The sequence below is a fragment of the Streptomyces sp. NBC_00663 genome, from assembly GCF_036226885.1.
GTDB lineage: Bacteria > Actinomycetota > Actinomycetes > Streptomycetales > Streptomycetaceae > Streptomyces.
Map to the genome: position 1 here is coordinate 1,802,996 of NZ_CP109027.1, position 16,018 is coordinate 1,819,013.

At 71.1% G+C, this 16,018-nt stretch carries 12 protein-coding genes; 8 read left to right on the forward strand and 4 right to left on the reverse strand.

The genetic code is table 11. The features are described 5' to 3' along the window. Positions 1-24 precede the first annotated feature (24 nt). Both OG866_RS08220 and OG866_RS08225 read right to left on the reverse strand, forming a co-directional pair. Positions 25-2,415 (reverse strand): MFS transporter, encoded by a 2,391-nt coding sequence (locus OG866_RS08220; RefSeq protein ID WP_329332885.1) that lies wholly within the window; start codon positions 2,413-2,415, stop codon positions 25-27. 162 nt (positions 2,416-2,577) lie between these two features. Continuing rightward, positions 2,578-3,021 (reverse strand): SRPBCC family protein, encoded by a 444-nt coding sequence (locus OG866_RS08225; protein ID WP_329332887.1) that lies wholly within the window; start codon positions 3,019-3,021, stop codon positions 2,578-2,580. Positions 3,022-3,156: 135 nt separating this feature from the next. Here OG866_RS08225 and OG866_RS08230 point away from each other — a divergent pair, with 135 nt between their 5' ends. Then, positions 3,157-4,194 carry an Rv2578c family radical SAM protein gene (locus tag OG866_RS08230; RefSeq protein ID WP_329332889.1) on the forward strand — a complete coding sequence of 346 codons (1,038 nt, stop codon included), beginning with the start codon at positions 3,157-3,159 and terminating at the stop codon, positions 4,192-4,194. Positions 4,195-4,219: 25 nt separating this feature from the next. Further along, positions 4,220-4,894, forward strand: coding sequence for an HAD family hydrolase (locus OG866_RS08235; protein ID WP_329332891.1), 675 nt, complete (start codon positions 4,220-4,222; stop codon positions 4,892-4,894). Between the two features lie 3 nt (positions 4,895-4,897). Here OG866_RS08235 and OG866_RS08240 read toward each other — a convergent pair whose 3' ends face one another. After that, the gene (locus OG866_RS08240; RefSeq protein ID WP_329332892.1) at positions 4,898-8,788 is read right to left on the reverse strand and encodes an nSTAND1 domain-containing NTPase; all 3,891 of its coding nucleotides are present in this window, start codon (positions 8,786-8,788) and stop codon (positions 4,898-4,900) included. A 91-nt stretch (positions 8,789-8,879) separates the two neighbouring features. Here OG866_RS08240 and OG866_RS08245 point away from each other — a divergent pair, with 91 nt between their 5' ends. The 4 genes from OG866_RS08245 (at position 8,880) to OG866_RS08260 (ending at position 12,023) form a co-directional block, all read left to right on the forward strand. Beyond that, the gene (locus OG866_RS08245; protein ID WP_329332894.1) at positions 8,880-9,347 is read left to right on the forward strand and encodes an NUDIX hydrolase; all 468 of its coding nucleotides are present in this window, start codon (positions 8,880-8,882) and stop codon (positions 9,345-9,347) included. A 132-nt stretch (positions 9,348-9,479) separates the two neighbouring features. Further along, on the forward strand, positions 9,480-11,051 hold the full coding sequence (locus tag OG866_RS08250; RefSeq protein WP_329332895.1) for an alpha/beta hydrolase: 1,572 nt from the start codon (positions 9,480-9,482) through the stop codon (positions 11,049-11,051). Between the two features lie 55 nt (positions 11,052-11,106). Further along, positions 11,107-11,505 (forward strand): RidA family protein, encoded by a 399-nt coding sequence (locus tag OG866_RS08255; protein WP_329332897.1) that lies wholly within the window; start codon positions 11,107-11,109, stop codon positions 11,503-11,505. A 14-nt stretch (positions 11,506-11,519) separates the two neighbouring features. After that, positions 11,520-12,023: a GNAT family N-acetyltransferase gene (locus OG866_RS08260; protein WP_329343986.1), complete on the forward strand. Its 504-nt coding sequence runs from the start codon at positions 11,520-11,522 to the stop codon at positions 12,021-12,023. Here OG866_RS08260 and OG866_RS08265 read toward each other — a convergent pair. Further along, complete coding sequence (locus OG866_RS08265) at positions 12,001-12,585, reverse strand: adenylosuccinate lyase (protein WP_329332898.1); 585 nt, start codon at positions 12,583-12,585, stop codon at positions 12,001-12,003. The two genes, OG866_RS08260 and OG866_RS08265, sit on opposite strands and share 23 nt — an antisense overlap. Positions 12,586-12,969: 384 nt before the next feature. On the opposite strand from OG866_RS08265, the gene OG866_RS08270 reads away from it, so the two are divergent. Continuing rightward, a complete protein-coding gene (locus OG866_RS08270) occupies positions 12,970-14,775 on the forward strand; it encodes a 3-hydroxyacyl-CoA dehydrogenase family protein (RefSeq protein ID WP_329332900.1) in 1,806 nt (601 codons plus the stop codon). Between the two features lie 136 nt (positions 14,776-14,911). Beyond that, on the forward strand, positions 14,912-15,721 hold the full coding sequence (locus OG866_RS08275) for a TetR family transcriptional regulator (protein WP_329332902.1): 810 nt from the start codon (positions 14,912-14,914) through the stop codon (positions 15,719-15,721). Positions 15,722-16,018: the final 297 nt, after the last annotated feature.

Consider the following 16,018-nt stretch of genomic DNA (forward strand, 5'->3'; position numbering starts at 1 on the left):
GTCCGGCTTTGCCGCAGCCCCCGCTCAGTCCTCGTGCCCCAGTTGCAGATCCCGCTCCGTGCGGCCGCCGCCCGCCATCTGGAGGACGGTGGCGACCGGCGGATAGCCCGCGGCGATGACCGTGTACTCGCCGGAGGACAGGTCGACGAACCGGAACGTTCCGTCCGGGCCGGTGGTGAGGGTGTCCACGACGTTGCCCGCGGCGTCCAGCAGCGTCACGCGCGCGTCCTCGACGGGACGGCCGCCGCTCGCCCGTACCGTGCCGCGCAGCACGGCCCCGCCGGCGAGTTCGATGTCCTGCCGGGTCTCCCGGGCGGCCTGGACGGTGACGGGGAGCGCGGCCGGGCGGAAGGCGGGGGCGCTGGCGGCGAGGGTGTACTCGCCGGCGACGAGTTCGGTCATCACGTACCCGCCCTCGCGCCCGCTGCGGGTGCTGGCGACGACCTCGCCGTGCACATTGGTGAGGGTGACGGTGGCGTCCCGTACGGTCGTGCCGTCCGCGGTCACCACGCTCCCGGCGAGGCGCCCGGCGCCGCCGAGGACGACGTCGAGCTCGACGGGCCGCTCACCGACGGTCACGGAGACGGCCTGCGGCTGGTGCCCGCCCGCCGCGGCGATCAGGACGTACGCCCCCGAGCCCGGAGTCGACAGCGCGTACCGTCCGTCCTCGCCGCTCGCGCCCCGGCCGATCTGCTGCCCGGCGACGTCGATCAGCGTGAGCGCCGCGCGCGGGACGACGGTTCCGTCGGGGTGCTGCACCGTGCCGCACACGGGGATTCCGGCGGCGTACGACGAACGGGCGTGCGGGATCGGTGTGTTCAGGGGGGCGGGCTCGGTTTCGGCGGTGTGGTGGGACACCAGTGGTTTCTCCTTGAGGAAGAAGGCGATGAGCAGTCCGAGGACGAGGACCGGCACGAGATAGAGGAAGATCCGCGGCATGGCGTCGGCGTACGCACGGATGTACGCCTCGCGCAGCTGGGGCGGCAGCGCGTGGACGAGCTGCGGGGTGATGGACTCGGCGTCGGGCAGTCCCGCCGCCGGGGGCAGCCGCTTCGCCAGGGAGTCGGACAGCCGGTCGGCGAAGAGCGTGCCGAAGATCGCCGCTCCGACCGAACCGCCGATCTGCCGGAAGTAGTTGTTGGCGCTGGTCGCCGTGCCGAGGTCGGCGGGGCGCACGGAGTTCTGCACGGCGAGGACGAGGACCGGCATCACCATGCCGATGCCGGCGCCGAGGACGGCCATCCAGATGCTGTAGTGCAGCCGGGGCGTGTCGACCTCCAGCCGGGACAGCAGCCACATGCCGAGCACGGAGAGCGCGCCGCCGAGGACCGGCCAGAGCTTGTACCGGCCGGTGTGGCTGATCAGCTGCCCGGCGACGACGGAGGCGCCGACGATGCCGCCCATCATGGGCAGCATCAGCAGCCCCGACTCGGTGGCGCTCGCCCCGTCGACCATCTGAAGGAAGGTCGGCAGATAGCTCGCGGCCCCGAAGAGGGCGACACCGATCACCAGGCCGACCAGCGCGGTGACGTTGAAGACGGAGTCCCTGAACAGCCGCAGCGGGATGAGGGGTTCGGGCGCGAAGTGCTCGGCGACGAGGAAGAGCACGGTGGCCGCCGCCGCGCCCGCGGCGAGTCCCAGGATGACGCGGGAGTCCCAGGCGTACTCGGTGCCGCCCCAACTGGTCAGCAGCACCAGGCAGGTGGACGCCGCGGCGAGGAGCAGCGTCCCGAGGACGTCGAGCCGGGCCCTGGTCCGCCGCTTGGGCAGTTTGAGGACGACGGTGACGACGGCGAGGGTCACGAGGCCGAAGGGGATGTTGATGTAGAAGCACCACCGCCAGGAGAGGTGGTCGGTGAAATAGCCGCCCAACAGGGGCCCCGCGACGGAGGCGAGGCCGAACGCGGCGCCGATGAGGCCCATGAACCGGCCGCGCTCCCGGGGCGGCACGATGTCGGCGATGATCGCCTGCACACCGATCATGAGCCCGCCCGCGCCGACGCCCTGCACCGCGCGGAAGGCGATCAACTGGTCCATCGTCTGCGCCCGTCCGGCGAGCGCGGAGCCGATGACGAAGACGACGATCGCGAACTGGAAGACGCCCTTGCGGCCCAGGAGGTCGCCGAGCTTGCCGTAGACCGGCAGTCCGATCGTGGAGGTGAGCAGATAGGCGGTGATGGCCCAGGACATCTTGTCGAGGCCGTGCAGCTCGCCGACGATCTTGGGGAGCGCCGTGGCGACGATCATCTGCTCCAGCGCGGCGAGGAGCAGCGCGAGCATCAGCCCGACGAAGACCAACCGGACTTGGCGCGGGCCGAGTTCGGCGGCCGTGGCGGGATCGGGGGCGGCGGGCCGCGGGGATTCGGGGACCGGTTCGTCCCGGAGGTCCTCCTGCACCAGAGTGGTCCCGCCCACGTGTCCGCTCCCCTCGCCGCGCCCACACAATTGCTGCCTAAAGCGACAACTACGAGCAAGCGCGACGAGTTACGGCAGACCGGCACCCGGTCGGGAGATCCACTCGATCCGGTGAGCGCGTCAACGCCCTCCGGACACGGGGGACTTACCTGGACAGGCGACTTACTTCTCGACCTCGGTGGCCAGGTTGGCGAGCACCAGGTCGTAGATCCGGCCGAGGCCCTTGGGCGCGAAGGTCTTCTCGAAGAAGCCGCCGATGCCGCCGGCGCCGTTCCAGACGGTGGTCACGACGACGCGGGACTTGCCCTCGCCGGCCGGGGTGACCCGCCAGGTGGTGACCATGGAGGAGTTGCGGTCCTTCTCGACCAGCTCGCCGTCGGTGGGCTCGCTCACCTCCAGGAGGCAGTCGCGCACGCGCTTGCTGGTGGCCTGGAGCTTCCAGTGGACGAGGGTGCCCTCGCCGTCGCCGCCCTCGCGCACCTCGTACTCGCTGAAGTGCTCGGGCAGCAGCTTCTGCCGGGTGCCGCTGTAGTCGGCGAGGGCGTCGAACACCTTCTCCGCGTCCGCCGCGACGACCCGCTCGGTAGTGGCCTCGACCTGCGCCATTGGAATCCTCCAGGAACTGGAATTCGGGGGTGGGGCCAAGCCAACCACCCCGGTCCCCGGCCGCCCAAATCGGGGGTGGCACGATCAAGGGAACATGTGTTCTATTGTGGGGGCAGGCGCTACCGAGGAGGCCTCATGCGCTGGGAGAACCTCACAGAGTCCGATGAGCACGGCCGGGCCGACGCCGCCCTGTTCGGCGCGGACGCGGTCACGAGCCGGACCATCGACACGCCCGAGTTCGCCGGCATCACCTTCCACGAGATCAGGGCTCGATCGATCATCAACCGGGTACCCGCCGTCTCCCGAATGTCCTTCCAGTGGACGGTCAACCCGTACCGGGGTTGTTCACACGCGTGCGTCTACTGCTTCGCCCGCAAGACGCACAGCTATCTGGACCTCGACACCGGACTCGGCTTCGACTCGCAGATCGTGGTCAAGACGAACGCCCCGGAGCTGCTGCGCCGCCAGCTCGGCTCGCGCCGCTGGCAGGGCGAGCACATAGCGATGGGCACGAACGTCGACTGCTACCAGCGCGCGGAGGGCCGCTACCGGCTGATGCCGGGCATCATCGGCGCCCTCACCGAGCACGCGAACCCGTTCTCGATCCTGACCAAGGGCACGCTGATCCTGCGCGACCTCGACCTGCTGAAGCGGGCGCACGCGGTGACGGACGTCGGCATCTCCGTCTCGGTCGGCTTCACGGACCCGGACCTGTGGCGCACGGTGGAGCCGGGCACGCCCGCGCCGGACCGCCGCCTGGACGTCGTGCGCACCCTGTCCGAGCACGGCATCGGCTGCGGCGTCCTGATGGCACCCGTCATCCCCTTCCTGAGCGACGAACCGGCCCAACTCCGCGCCACCGTGCGGGCGATCGCGGCGGCCGGGGCGACCTCCGTGACCCCACTGGTGCTGCATCTGCGCCCCGGCGCCCGGGAGTGGTTCATGTCCTGGCTGGCCCAGCACCACCCCTACCTCGTGCGCCGCTACGAGCGCCTGTACGCCCACGGCTCCTACGCGCCGAAGTGGTACCAGCGCCGGATCACCCGCCAAGTGCACGAACTGGCCCGGGAGTACGGCATCGGCCCCGCGGACACGGGTATGCCCCGCCGGATCACGCCAGTCCCCGAGCCCGAGCCGGATGTCCAGGAGCCGACCCAGCTGACACTGATCTGACCCACCGGACGGGCAGAATGGGCCCGTGAACGATGCCCTGCGCGCGGTGGTGTTCGACTTCTCGGGAACCCTGTTCGGGCGGTTGCCGGGCCATGACTGGCTCTTCTCCCCGCAGGCCGCGCCGACCCCGGAGCTGCGGGCTCGCGTCGTCCACGCGCTGCGCCATCCGGCCGAGTTCGTCGACCGTATGACACCGGCACAACTCCGCGACTGGGCGGACCGCGACCTCTCCCCCGAGGCCAACCACCGCGCCTACGGCACCCTGTTCCGGCTGGCCGGCCTAGACGAGGCGGACTTCGCACGGATCTACGACCGCCTGGGATCAGCGGCGAACTGGCACGCGTACGAGGACACGCTCCCGGCGCTGGAACGGCTGGCCCTCGCGGGCGTGCGCGTCGGGGTGCTCAGCAACATCTCCTGGGACATCCGCGAGGCCTTCACCCGGCACGGCTCGGACCGGTACGTCGCGCAGTACGTCCTCTCGTACGAGGAGGGCCGCGCCAAGCCCGACCTGGAGCTCTTCCACGTGGCCGCCCGGCGGCTCGGCGTGGCCCCCGAGGAGTGCCTGATGGTGGGCGACGACCCGGTGTGCGACGGGGCGGCTCCCCGGGTCGGCATGGCGTTCGCGGAGGTGGCGACGGGGCCGGTGGGGGTGCGAGGGCCGGTGTTGCTGGAGGCGTTGGCGCGGTACGGGTGGTGAGGGTCAGCGGGAGCGGAGGCGGGCTTCGGTGATGAGGGGGGTGATGTCGCCCATGGGCCCGCATTGGGGGCGGGTCAGGGCGTCGGAGATGTCCCAGGAGGAGAACTCTCCGGTCTGCGTCCCGGTGAGGGCGACGCGCCAGCCATCCAGCCAGAACACTTGTCGCACCGCAGCGCCCGGGTGGTGCAGCACCGTCACCCGGCCTCCCGCTGTCACGTCCCACAACTGCGCGGTCTCATCCAGGGAACCCGACAGGAGCAGTGCTCCATCGGGCGACCAGGCAAGGGCGAGCACGTCTTGACGGTGGCCCACCAGGGGACGCCGTGCGACGAACCCGTCCTCTCCACGATCGAGCACGAGGACGGTGCCGTCCGTGCAGCCGACGGCGAGGGCCGTGCCCTCGGGGTGCCAGGCGAGGGCGGTGAAGACCTTGTCGCCTCGGTACTCGGCCACCGTGGCGTCGAGCGTGTTGACGGTGACGAGGTTGTCCTGTCCGGCAACGGCGAACTCCGCGCGTCGCGGGTGCCAGGCGACCGCGCTCAGGAAGCTCGCGTGCCGCGTCCATCCCGGCGGCGCCGGGCGGAGAGTGCCTTTGCGGTCGTAGACGCGCGGCAGCCACGTCCGGTCACGGGAGACCACGGCCAGCCACTCCCCGTCGGCGGACCAGCGGGCGTCGGTGACGGCGTCGTGGGCGTCAGTCAGTACGGCGGTCCTGTACAAGCGATTGGGCTGGCCCCAACCTTCCGGCGGCTCCCAGACCGACACACGGCTGCCGCCGCCTTCCACCACTGCGCAACGGGCCCCGTCCCCGGACCAGTCCACGGCATCCGGGTCGTCCAGGCCCTCGGCCTCGACCAGGCTCTTGCTTCGGCCGACGAGCCGTATGGCGTCACGGTTGTCCAACTCGATCTCGGGGCTGATCCGCCAGATCCGTACGGTGCCGTCGTCCGAAGCGCTGGCGAGCCGATCCCCCCGGTGCGACCAGGCCACGTCGCACACTCCTTGGGCATGTCCCTGAAAGACGTCCAGTTCCCTGCTGCCGCGCACGTACCACGTCCGCACCGTCGCGTCGGCTCCAGCGCTCGCCAGGCGGGTGCCGGAGGGAGACCAGGCCACCCTCCTGACCTGTTCCGTGTGTCCGTCGAGGCGGCGATCGGAGTACCCCCCGTGCGAGGGCGCCATGCCCACGTACACCTGGTTGTTCTGGTCTCCGGACGCCAGCTTGGAGCCGTCCACCGGGCTGAAGCGCACGGTCCTGACCGGCTTCCGCCGCATCGGGTCCCCCCAGTCCAGGTGTTCCACGCCCGCGTCCGGCGAGTGAACCTCGATCACCCCGTCCTCACGAGCCGTAGCCACCCGCCCGTCACCGGCGATGTCCGCATCCCACAACCGAACCGGACGCCCCTCCCCGTCCACGCTCACGCACGTCCTGACCGGCTCCCGCCCCCTCCCCCGCGCCTCCCACACCCGCGCCGTCCCGTCCGCGCACGCGACCAGCACGTACCGCCCGTCAGGAGAGAACCGCACCGACCACGGCCGGTCGTCGAGCGGCACCACCCGCAGCTCGTCGCCCCCGGGCCAGGACCACAGCCGCAGCGTCTCGTCCGTCGCGACGGACGCGATCAGTTCGCCGTCGGGAGACCAGTCCACGGAACGCACCCACCCCGGCCCGTCCCCGCGCGCTTCCCTGGCGTGCCGGAACGTCGCCCGCACCTGGCCGGTGTCGGCGTCGAGCACGCGTACGCCACCGTCCTTGGACGCCGTGACGAGCAGGGTGTCGTCCGGTGACCAGGCCACGCCCCACAGACCCGCCTCCTGAGCCCGGAAGCAGCGCAGTTGAGGGTGAGCCGCCATCGCGCGCCGCAGCAAGTGCCGCCAGCCGTCGAGGTCGGGCGCGTAGAGCAGCAGTCCCAGCAGCAGGTCACCCTGCGCCGAGCCATCCCCCGCCAACAAGCGCAAAACAGCGCGGGGATCGCTCTCGACCAGCAGTTCACCCCGTCTGACCTCGTCGTCCGCCGTGCGCTGAAGAGACTGCGCAACCAGGTCGAGCGCCGCGCCCGACAGGTGCAGGTCGGTCAGGGTGCCGTACAGCTCCGGCCACGCGGCGGCGAACGCGTCCTCCATGCGCCCGGACAGGACCGACACCAGGCGCATCAGCCGCGAGGCCGGTATGAGTTGGTCCGGCTGTCGCCCGTACCTGGCCCAGTCGACGGCCGTCTCCTCGATCTCCCGGCGTGCGCGCAGGGCGTCGTGGTCGCGTTCCAGGTTCTCGCGCAGGCGGGGCCAGTGCACGAAGAGGCTCTCGTGGGCGACTTCGAAGGCATCCTCGGTGAGGTGGTCCCAGCCGGCGTCACCGGGCCGCACGCGCTCCACCGGGTGCCGGACCGTGGTGAGCACCCGGCACTCCACGAACGGCCGCAGCAGCCGCAGTTCACGTTCGGGGAGGTCGCGCAGGGCGACGGGACGCCGGGTGTACTTGCCCGACTCGTCGACCGACACCAGGCGCCCCAGTGCTTTGAGGACCGCCCGCTCGGCGTCCCGTACGGTGCTGCGCTCCCCGTCGGTGAGGAAGTCCCGGGCGAGCCGGAACGCCTCCTCGGCCTGGTCCGTGAGCACTTTCTGCACGCGTCCCGAGGCCTCGTACTCACCGCGGGTGATCTCCCGGGGCGGGCGCTTCCCCTCCGGATTGACCTTCTGCCAGAGCTGCTGGAGCGCGAAGGCCAGCAGCGGCAGGGCCTCTCCGGCGGCGTCCTCCTGGATGAGCCCGAGGGCCTGGTCGTCGAGCCGCCAGCCCAGGGTGGCCAGGGGCGCGTTGACGATCCGGGGCAGTTCGCTGCGGGCGAGCGGTTTCACGAGGTGGTGGTCGCGCAGCAACGGTTCGAACGCCTCGAACCGCATCAGCGCGTCCAGGAAGTCGGCCCGCACGGTGTACACCAGCCAGGTGTTCCGGCGTACCGCCTCGGCCAGGGCGGCGACCAGGATCGCCGCGTCGGTGTCGGCCTCGGGCAGCAGCAGTTCCTCGGTCTGGTCGACGATGACGAGGAGGCGTGCGTCCGGCACGCGCGCGGTGATGCCGTCGAGGGTCTCGGCGAGGCCTTGGGGGCGTTCCCGTATCCGCTGGAGCACGAGCGGTCCGGTGTCGGTGTCGAGCCCGAGATCCCGGCGTATCTCGGCGATGGCGTGTGCGAGGGCGGCGAGGCCGCCGCGGGCGGGGGTCACCGGGCCGAGGACGATCCAGAAGGGGGCGCTTCCGTCGGAAGCGGCCGGGCGCTCGCGCAAGGCCGGTACCAGGCCCGCGCGCACCAGTGAGGACTTGCCCGCGCCGGAGGGCCCGATGACGGCCAGGGCGCCGTTGCGGCGGCGGCCCAGCAGCGGGCGGCTGAGTGCCTCGATGTCCTCGTCGCGGCCGAAGAAGACCCGGGCGTGCTCCTCCTGAAAGGGGTTCAGTCCCGGGAAGATGGCGGTCAGGGCGGCTCCGCGGGAGACGCCGCCCTCGTCGAGCCGCTTCAGGATCGAGCGTTCGGCGTCGGCCATGGACCGCGGGTCGCCCGGCTCGACGTTCAGCGCCTGAAGGGTGTCGATGAGGGCCCGGCCCGGGGCTCCGTCGACCCGGCACTCCACGACGGGCGCGGTGGGTTTGCGCTCGCGGAAGACGGAGACCTCCCAGACACACCACTCGGCGGCGGAGCCCTCCGTGGTGACGACCACGAGTGCCTCCGCGGCCAGCAGGTTGCGCCGCAGTTCGTCGCGCCAGGGGTAGGAGGCGGCGATGCCGTGGCCGGGCAGCGCGTAGGCGAAGCAGTCCTCGTACCCGGCCGTGCGCAGGGCCTCGACGAGGCGATGGGCCGTGTCGGCACCGTCGTCGGCGTGATAGCTGATGAAGACCCGGCCCATGACGCTCCCCCACGGCACACTCGGACTGGCGCATCATGCCCGGTGACGACCTGTCGGCAACCTCATTCCCCTGAACTGCCCAGGAGGCGGTGTGAAGCAGGACCACTTCGACGACCCCGACGCCCCGGCGGCCAACCGGCTGTGGCCGGTCGTCGGCGCCGTGGTGCGCGACGAGCCGGGCGATCTGCTGCTGATCGAACGGTCGGACGACGGGTACTGGGCGCTGCCGGGCGGCCTGGTCGACGTCGGTGAGTCGTTCACCCAGGCCGTGGTGCGGGAGGTGCGCGAGGAGACCGGCCTGGACATCGCCGTCACCGGGCTGGTGGGTCTGTACTCCGATCCCGGGCACGTCACCTCGTACGACGACGGAACGGTGAGCCAGGAGTGCTCGCTGGTCTTCCACGGAGTGGTCACCGGCGGCCGGTTGCGGACCAGCGAGGAGTCGCGCACGGTGCGTTTCGTCCCGCTGCGGGAGCTCGGCGCGCTGCGTATGCACGCGTCCACGCGGATGAGAATCACCCATGCTCTCGAACGGCGGGACGGTCCGTATCTCGGCTGAGGCCGCTCAGCCATTTCGGTGCCGAAACAGTGAATTACCCGATGAATCCGTTCCTCCGTGCGTCCTTTCCGGAACGATGCGGCGTGGACCGTGACATCCGCGGTCCGCCAACCTCCGTCCTGGGAGGACTCCATGAGAAAACGCGCAGCCGTGCTGTGCGGCGCCGCCGTCGTCATGGCCGGGAGCTTCACCGCCCTGCCCGCCGACGCGAGCACTCCGCGCACCGCGGACACCGCTGCGGCCGCGAAGCTCACCTGGAAGAGCTGCGGCACCACGAACTACCCGACGCTCCAGTGCGCGTCCCTCAAGGTCCCACTCGACCACGACGATCCGCACGGGCGGCAGATCACGCTCGCGCTGTCCCGCGTCCCGCACACCGCGAAGAAGTCCCAGGGCCCACTGCTGGTCAACCCCGGCGGCCCCGGCGGCAGCGGTCTGACGCTGGCCGGCTTCGTCGCCGGCTCACTGCCCAAGGCGGTCACGGCGCAGTACGACGTCATCGGCTTCGACCCGCGCGGGGTGGGCAAGAGCAAGCCGGCTCTCGACTGCGAGCCCGGCCACTTCGACCCCGTACGCCCCGACTCCGTACCGAGCACACCCGCGATCGAGAGGGCCAACCTCCAGCGGGCCAAGTCCTTCGCCGCCGCCTGCGGCAAGAAGCACGCCGATCTGCTGCCGTACATCAACACGGTCCAGGCCGTGCAAGACATGGACTCGATCCGTGCCGCCCTGGGCGCGAAGAAGATCAATTACTTCGGTTACTCGTACGGCACCTATCTGGGCGCGGTCTACGCCAAGCTCTTCCCGGAGCGCGTACGGCGCCTGGTCCTGGACTCGATCGTCGACCCGACCGGTGTCTGGTACGACGACAACCTCGGCCAGGACTACGCCTTCAACGACCGTCACCTCGCGTTCACGTCCTGGGTCGCCAAGTACGACGCGACGTACAAGCTCGGCACCGATCCGGCGAAGATCGAGGCCAAGTGGTACAAGATGCGGGCCCAGTTGGCGAAGAAGCCCGCGGGCGGGAAGGTCGGCGCCTCGGAGTTCGAGGACACCTTCATCCCGGGCGGCTACTACAACGGCTACTGGCCCTATCTGGCGGAGGCGTTCGCGGCGTACGTGAACGACAAGAACGCCGACCCGCTGGTCGAGGCGTACGAGAACTTCGCCGCCGTCGACGCCTCGGGCGACAACGGCTACAGCGTCTACACCTCGGTGCAGTGCCGTGACGCCGACTGGCCGCGCGACTGGAGCCAGTGGCGCGACGACAACTGGGCGGTGTACAAGAAGGCGCCGTTCATGACCTGGAACAACGCCTGGTACAACGCGCCGTGCGCGTTCTGGCCGACCGGCTCGCAGGAGCCGGTGGACATCGCCAACGGCGACCTGCCGCCGGTGCTGCTCTTCCAGGCGACGAACGACGCGGCCACCCCGTACGAGGGCGGCGTGATGGTCCACCGTCTGCTGCACGGCTCCAGCCTGGTGGTCGAGCAGGGCGGCGGGAACCACGGCATCACGCTGAGCGGGAACGCCTGCCTGGACAAGCATCTGGCGGCGTATCTGACGGACGGCACGGTGCCGCGCAGCGGCGGCGAGGTCGACGCGGTGTGCGACGCGCTGCCCGACCCCAAGCCGCTCGGCTCGACGTCGTCGGCGTCGCGCGGCTCGACGCTGCACGGCATGCTCGGCTTCCGCGGCTGAGAACGCCCCACCGCCCGTCGGGGGCGTTGTCAGACCGATGGTCCACCATGGACGCATGAGTGAGCTGACCAGGATTCCCGCCCCCGACGGGCTCGCGCCCGCCGCCCAGTACTCCCATGTCGTCCTGGGCACCGGCACGTTCGTCGCGATCTCCGGCCAGCTCGCCCTGGACGAGGACGGAAAGATCGTCGGCGAGGGCGACGCCGCCGCCCAGGCCCGCCAGGTCTTCGAGAACCTCCGCCGCTGTCTGGCCGCGGCGGGCGCGACCTTCGAGGACGTCGTCAAGCTGACGTACTTCGTCACGGACATGGCGCACATGCCGGCGATCCGGGCGGCCCGCGCCGCGCACCTGCCCGACGACCGGCTGCCGGCCGCGTCGGCGGTCCAGGTCGCCGCTCTGGTGCGGCCCGAGTTCCTGATGGAGGTCGAGGCGTTCGCGGTGATCGCCCCGTGATCGAGGTCCGGGAGATGAGGCTCGCCGACTGCGAGCGCGTCGCCGAGATCCGCGTCCGCGGCTGGCAGACCGCGTACCGGGGGCTGATGCCGCAGCCGTATCTGGACGCCCTGAGTGTGGCCGAGGACGCCGAGCGCCGTCGCGCGCGCCTGCGGCAGTCCGACCCCAGCGTGGTGAACCTCGTCGCCGAGCAGCACGGCGAACTGCTGGGCTGGGCCGCGCACGGTCCGTACCGGGACGGTGAAGTGCGCACGGCGGACGCCGAGTTGTACGCGATCTACGTCGACACCGGCCGGTTCGGCGGCGGCCTCGGCCACGCCCTGCTCCAGGAGTCGGTCCGCCGGTGCACGGCCGCCGGACACCCGCGCATACGCCTCTGGGTCCTCCGGGGCAACGCGCGCGCCCGTGCCTTCTACGAGCGGGCGGGGTTCCGCCCCGACGGCGCCGAGGAGCCGTTCGAGGTGGACGGGGTGCCAGTGCCCGAGGTGCGGTACGTCAAGGGCCTCGTCGCGGGCTAGGGATCCGCGCCAGCGCGTGCACCGCCGCCTCCGCGAGCGAGGGATGCGCGAGGGCCTGGTTCAGTACGGGTCTGGCCCGGGTGTCACCGAGGGTGCCGAGGCCCTCGACGCAGGCGAGCGCGACGCGCCGGTAGGGGTCGTGCGGGCGCAGTCGTCGCTCCAGGGTGGTGATGAGGGCCGGCACGGACTCGGGCGCGCGCAGTTCGGCGAGGAGCCTGACGGGGTGCAGGGCGTAGGCGACCCGCAGTTCGTTGGTGGCCAGGGCCGCCGCCGCGCGGGCGGTGCGGGGGTCGCCGAGGCGGGCCAGGGCGTGGGCGGCGGAGGCGCAGCGCTGCGGGTCGCGGTGGTTGAGCAGCAGGACGAGCGACTCGAAGGCCCGGGAGTCTCCGGCGAGCCCGAGGCGGAACGCGGCCAGCTCCCTGGCCCACAGCGGCTGACCGGGTTCGGTGAGCACGGCCGCCAGTTCGTCGAGGTCCTCGGCCTCCACCAGCCGCTCGTACGCCGCCGACGCCCCGGACTCCCGCCGTAAGCGCTCCGTGAGTGATCGCAACTCTTCGTCCATGCAAGGCAGCCTAGGCGGGGTGCCGGGGCGAGGGACGTACATCACAAAGACCGGGGGCTGGCGCGCTCGTTACCGGCGGGTTAAGCTCAATCGAGCGAGTTACCCACTCGCGGAACTCCTTGCGGTGGCCTGGTGACGCAGCCATCACAAGAGCAGTCGGTTCGGTACCTCAGGTACCTCAGTACGACGCGGCTTGGGACAGGGCCGGTCGGCTTCACCGTTCTCCGGGCGTGTGCACGCCCGCGACGACGGACATCGCACCACCGGGCGTGTGCGCTTGACAGCCCGGCAACACCCGCATCTGCATCTCTCCACGCACCCGGTGCGCCCTTCGGCGCACCGGGTCGCGCTCCCAGTCGTCACCCTCATTCCTGGAGTCCCGCGATGGCCGCTCCCCTGTCCGACACCCCTCTGTCCCCGATCCAGACCGTCGCCGTCGTCGGCCTCGGCACCATGGGCACCGGCATCGCCGAGGTCCTCGCCAAGGCCGGCCGCACGGTCATCGGCATCGACATCAGCGAGGCCGCGACCGCCCAGGCCGTCGCCGCCCTGGAGACCTCCACCGGCCGCGCCGTGACCCGCGGCCGGCTGACCGAGGAGCAGCGGACGGACATCCTCGCCCGGGTCCGCACCTCCACCGACCTGCGCACCGCGGCCGACGCGGACCTGGTCATCGAGGTGGTCCCGGAGTCGTACGAGATCAAGCACCAGATCTTCCGTGAACTCGACGGCATCGTGCGGCCGGAGACGATCCTGGCGACCGGCACCAACGCCCTGTCCGTCACCCGGCTCGCGGCCGACTCGGCCCGCCCGGAGCGCGTGCTGGGCCTGCACTTCTTCAACCCGGCGCCCGCGATGAAGCTGGTCGAGGTGGTCTCCTCGGTGCTGACCGCGCCGAGCGCGGTCACCGCGGTCACCGATCTCGCGCTGGACCTCGGCAAGGAGCCCGTCGCGGTCGGCGACCGGCCCGGATTCGTCGCCGACGGGCTGCTGTTCGGCTATCTCAACCAGGCCGCCGCGATGTACGAGGCGAAGTACGCCTCCCGCGAGGACATCGACGCCGCGATGCGGCTCGGCTGCGGACTGCCGATGGGCCCGCTGGCCCTGCTCGACCTGATCGGCATCGACACCGCGCGCACCGTCCTGGACGCCATGTACTCCGAGTCCCACGACCGGCTGCACGCGCCCGCCCCGATCCTCAAGCAGCTCAGCGAGGCGGGCCTGACGGGCCGTAAGTCGGGCCGCGGCTTCTACTCCTACGAGGCCCCGGGCAGCGCGACGGTCGTGCCGGACACCCTGACGCCGGCCGAGGGCGGCTCCCAGGTCCAGGGCCGCACGGTCCGCTCCGTCGGTGTCGCCGGCTCGGGCACCATGGCGTCCGGCATCGCCGAGGTCTTCGCCAAGGCCGGCTACCAGGTCGTCCTCGCCGCCCGCAGCGAGGAGAAGGCGCAGGCCGCCAAGGCCCGTATCGGCAAGTCTCTTTCGCGCTCTGTCGACAAGGGCCGGATGACCGCCGAGTCCGCCGCGCAGACCCTGGACCTGATCACCCCGGCGGGTTCCTACGACGCCTTCGCCGACGTCGATCTGGCGCTGGAGGCCGTCGCCGAGGACCTGGAGGTCAAGCAGCAGCTGTTCCAGACGCTGGACAAGGTCTGCAAGCCGGGCGCGGTCCTGGCCACCACCACCTCCTCGCTCCCGGTCGTCGCCTGCGCCCGTGCCACCTCGCGTCCGCAGGACGTGATCGGCATGCACTTCTTCAACCCGGCGCCCGCCATGAAGCTGGTCGAGGTCGTGCGGACGGTGCTGACCGCCGAGGACGTCCACGCCACGGTCCGCGAGGTCTGCGCCAAGATCCGCAAGCACGCGGTCGACTGCGGTGACCGGGCCGGCTTCATCGTGAACGCCCTGCTGTTCCCCTACCTCAACAACGCCATCAAGATGGTCGAGGAGCACTACGCCTCCCTCGACGACATCGACGCCGCGATGAAGCTGGGCGGCGGCTACCCGATGGGCCCCTTCGAGCTCCTTGACGTCGTCGGACTCGATGTCTCCCTGGCCATCGAGAAGGTCCTGCACCGCGAGTTCCGGGACCCGGGCCTGGCCCCGGCCCCGCTCCTGGAGCACCTGGTGGCCGCGGGCTGCCTCGGCCGCAAGACGGGCCGCGGCTTCCGCGAATATGCCCGCCGCTGACACGTCCGGCGACTGGTCCAGAGCGAACGAGGACTGGGGCGGGCTGCTCGACCCCCACGGAAACCCCCCGCCCGCGGTGGGCGGGGGCTCCCTGGGACATGAGCGCCAACCTGCGCACATGCAGTACGTTCGGGTCATGTCCCAGCCCGCCAGGTCCTCACGTACACCAGCTACGCCCGACGCGCCGGAAAGTGCCGCAGGCAGTCGCGCGGCCGCCCAGCGGCTCAAGATGCGCCGAGAACTGGCGGCCGCGGCGATGGAGCTGTTCTCCACCAAGGGGTACGAGGCGACCACCGTCGACGAGATCGCGGCCGCGGCCGGAGTCGCGCGCCGTACGTTCTTCCGCCACTTCCGCTCCAAGGAAGAGGCGATCTTCCCCGATCACGACGACACCCTGATCCGTGCCGAGGCCGTGCTCAACGCGGCTCCCCCGCACGAGCATCCGCTCGACACGGTGTGCAACGGCATCAAGGAAGTCATGCGGATGTACGCGGCCCGGCCGGAGATCTCGGTCGCCCGCTACAAGCTCACGCGCGAGGTGCCCACCCTGCGCGAGGCGGAGATCGCGTCGGTGGCCCGCTACGAGCGCCTGTTCACCCGCTATCTGCTCGGCCACTTCGACGAGCACGCGCACGACGACGACGCCAACGACGACCCGCTGCTCGCGGAGGTCGCCGCGTCCGCCGTGGTCACCGCCCACAACCATGTGCTGCGGCGCTGGCTCCGGGCCGGCGGCCAGGGCGACGTGGAGGCCCAGCTGGACCACGCCTTCGCGATCGTACGGAAGACGTTCGGGACGGGCATCGGCGCCGGGCGCACCGGCACGACCCAGCCGTCCGCCGCGACGGTCTCCACGCACGGCGAGGTCCTGGTGACGGTCGCCCGCACCGACGCCCCTCTCGACCAGGTGATGCGGACCATCGAAGAGGCGCTGAAGGACCGCTGAGCCCCTTCCCTCCGCTGTGATGACGGCCACCCTTCGGGGTGGCCGTTTTGGCATGTCAGAGGCCCTTTTCGAGCAGATTTCAAGGCGCGTTCGATCGATCATCGCTCATTTGTTACGTAAAGATTTCACCTGAGAGCAGTTGCTGGCACTCAGTGCCTTGCCAGGTGACACGCGGTGTCATACGTTGAAGGAGTCCGGGCGGCCGGCGTGCAGAGACCATGCGTACGCCGGCTGTCCCAGCAAGTCATCGACCTGCCCGCCCGGACGCCTGCGTCACAGGCAACCTCCGCGCCACAA

Excerpts from the sequence above, each read along its gene's own strand:
- OG866_RS08250 (WP_329332895.1), top strand. The coding sequence starts at position 9,480 with ATGAGAAAACGCGCAGCCGTGCTGTGCGGCGCCGCCGTCGTCATGGCC.
- OG866_RS08255 (WP_329332897.1), top strand. The coding sequence starts at position 11,107 with ATGAGTGAGCTGACCAGGATTCCCGCCCCCGACGGGCTCGCGCCCGCC.
- OG866_RS08265 (WP_329332898.1), bottom strand. The coding sequence starts at position 12,585 with ATGGACGAAGAGTTGCGATCACTCACGGAGCGCTTACGGCGGGAGTCC.
- OG866_RS08270 (WP_329332900.1), top strand. The coding sequence starts at position 12,970 with ATGGCCGCTCCCCTGTCCGACACCCCTCTGTCCCCGATCCAGACCGTC.
- OG866_RS08275 (WP_329332902.1), top strand. The coding sequence starts at position 14,912 with ATGTCCCAGCCCGCCAGGTCCTCACGTACACCAGCTACGCCCGACGCG.
- OG866_RS08260 (WP_329343986.1), top strand. The coding sequence starts at position 11,520 with ATGAGGCTCGCCGACTGCGAGCGCGTCGCCGAGATCCGCGTCCGCGGC.
- OG866_RS08225 (WP_329332887.1), bottom strand. The coding sequence starts at position 3,021 with ATGGCGCAGGTCGAGGCCACTACCGAGCGGGTCGTCGCGGCGGACGCG.
- OG866_RS08230 (WP_329332889.1), top strand. The coding sequence starts at position 3,157 with ATGCGCTGGGAGAACCTCACAGAGTCCGATGAGCACGGCCGGGCCGAC.
- OG866_RS08240 (WP_329332892.1), bottom strand. The coding sequence starts at position 8,788 with ATGGGCCGGGTCTTCATCAGCTATCACGCCGACGACGGTGCCGACACG.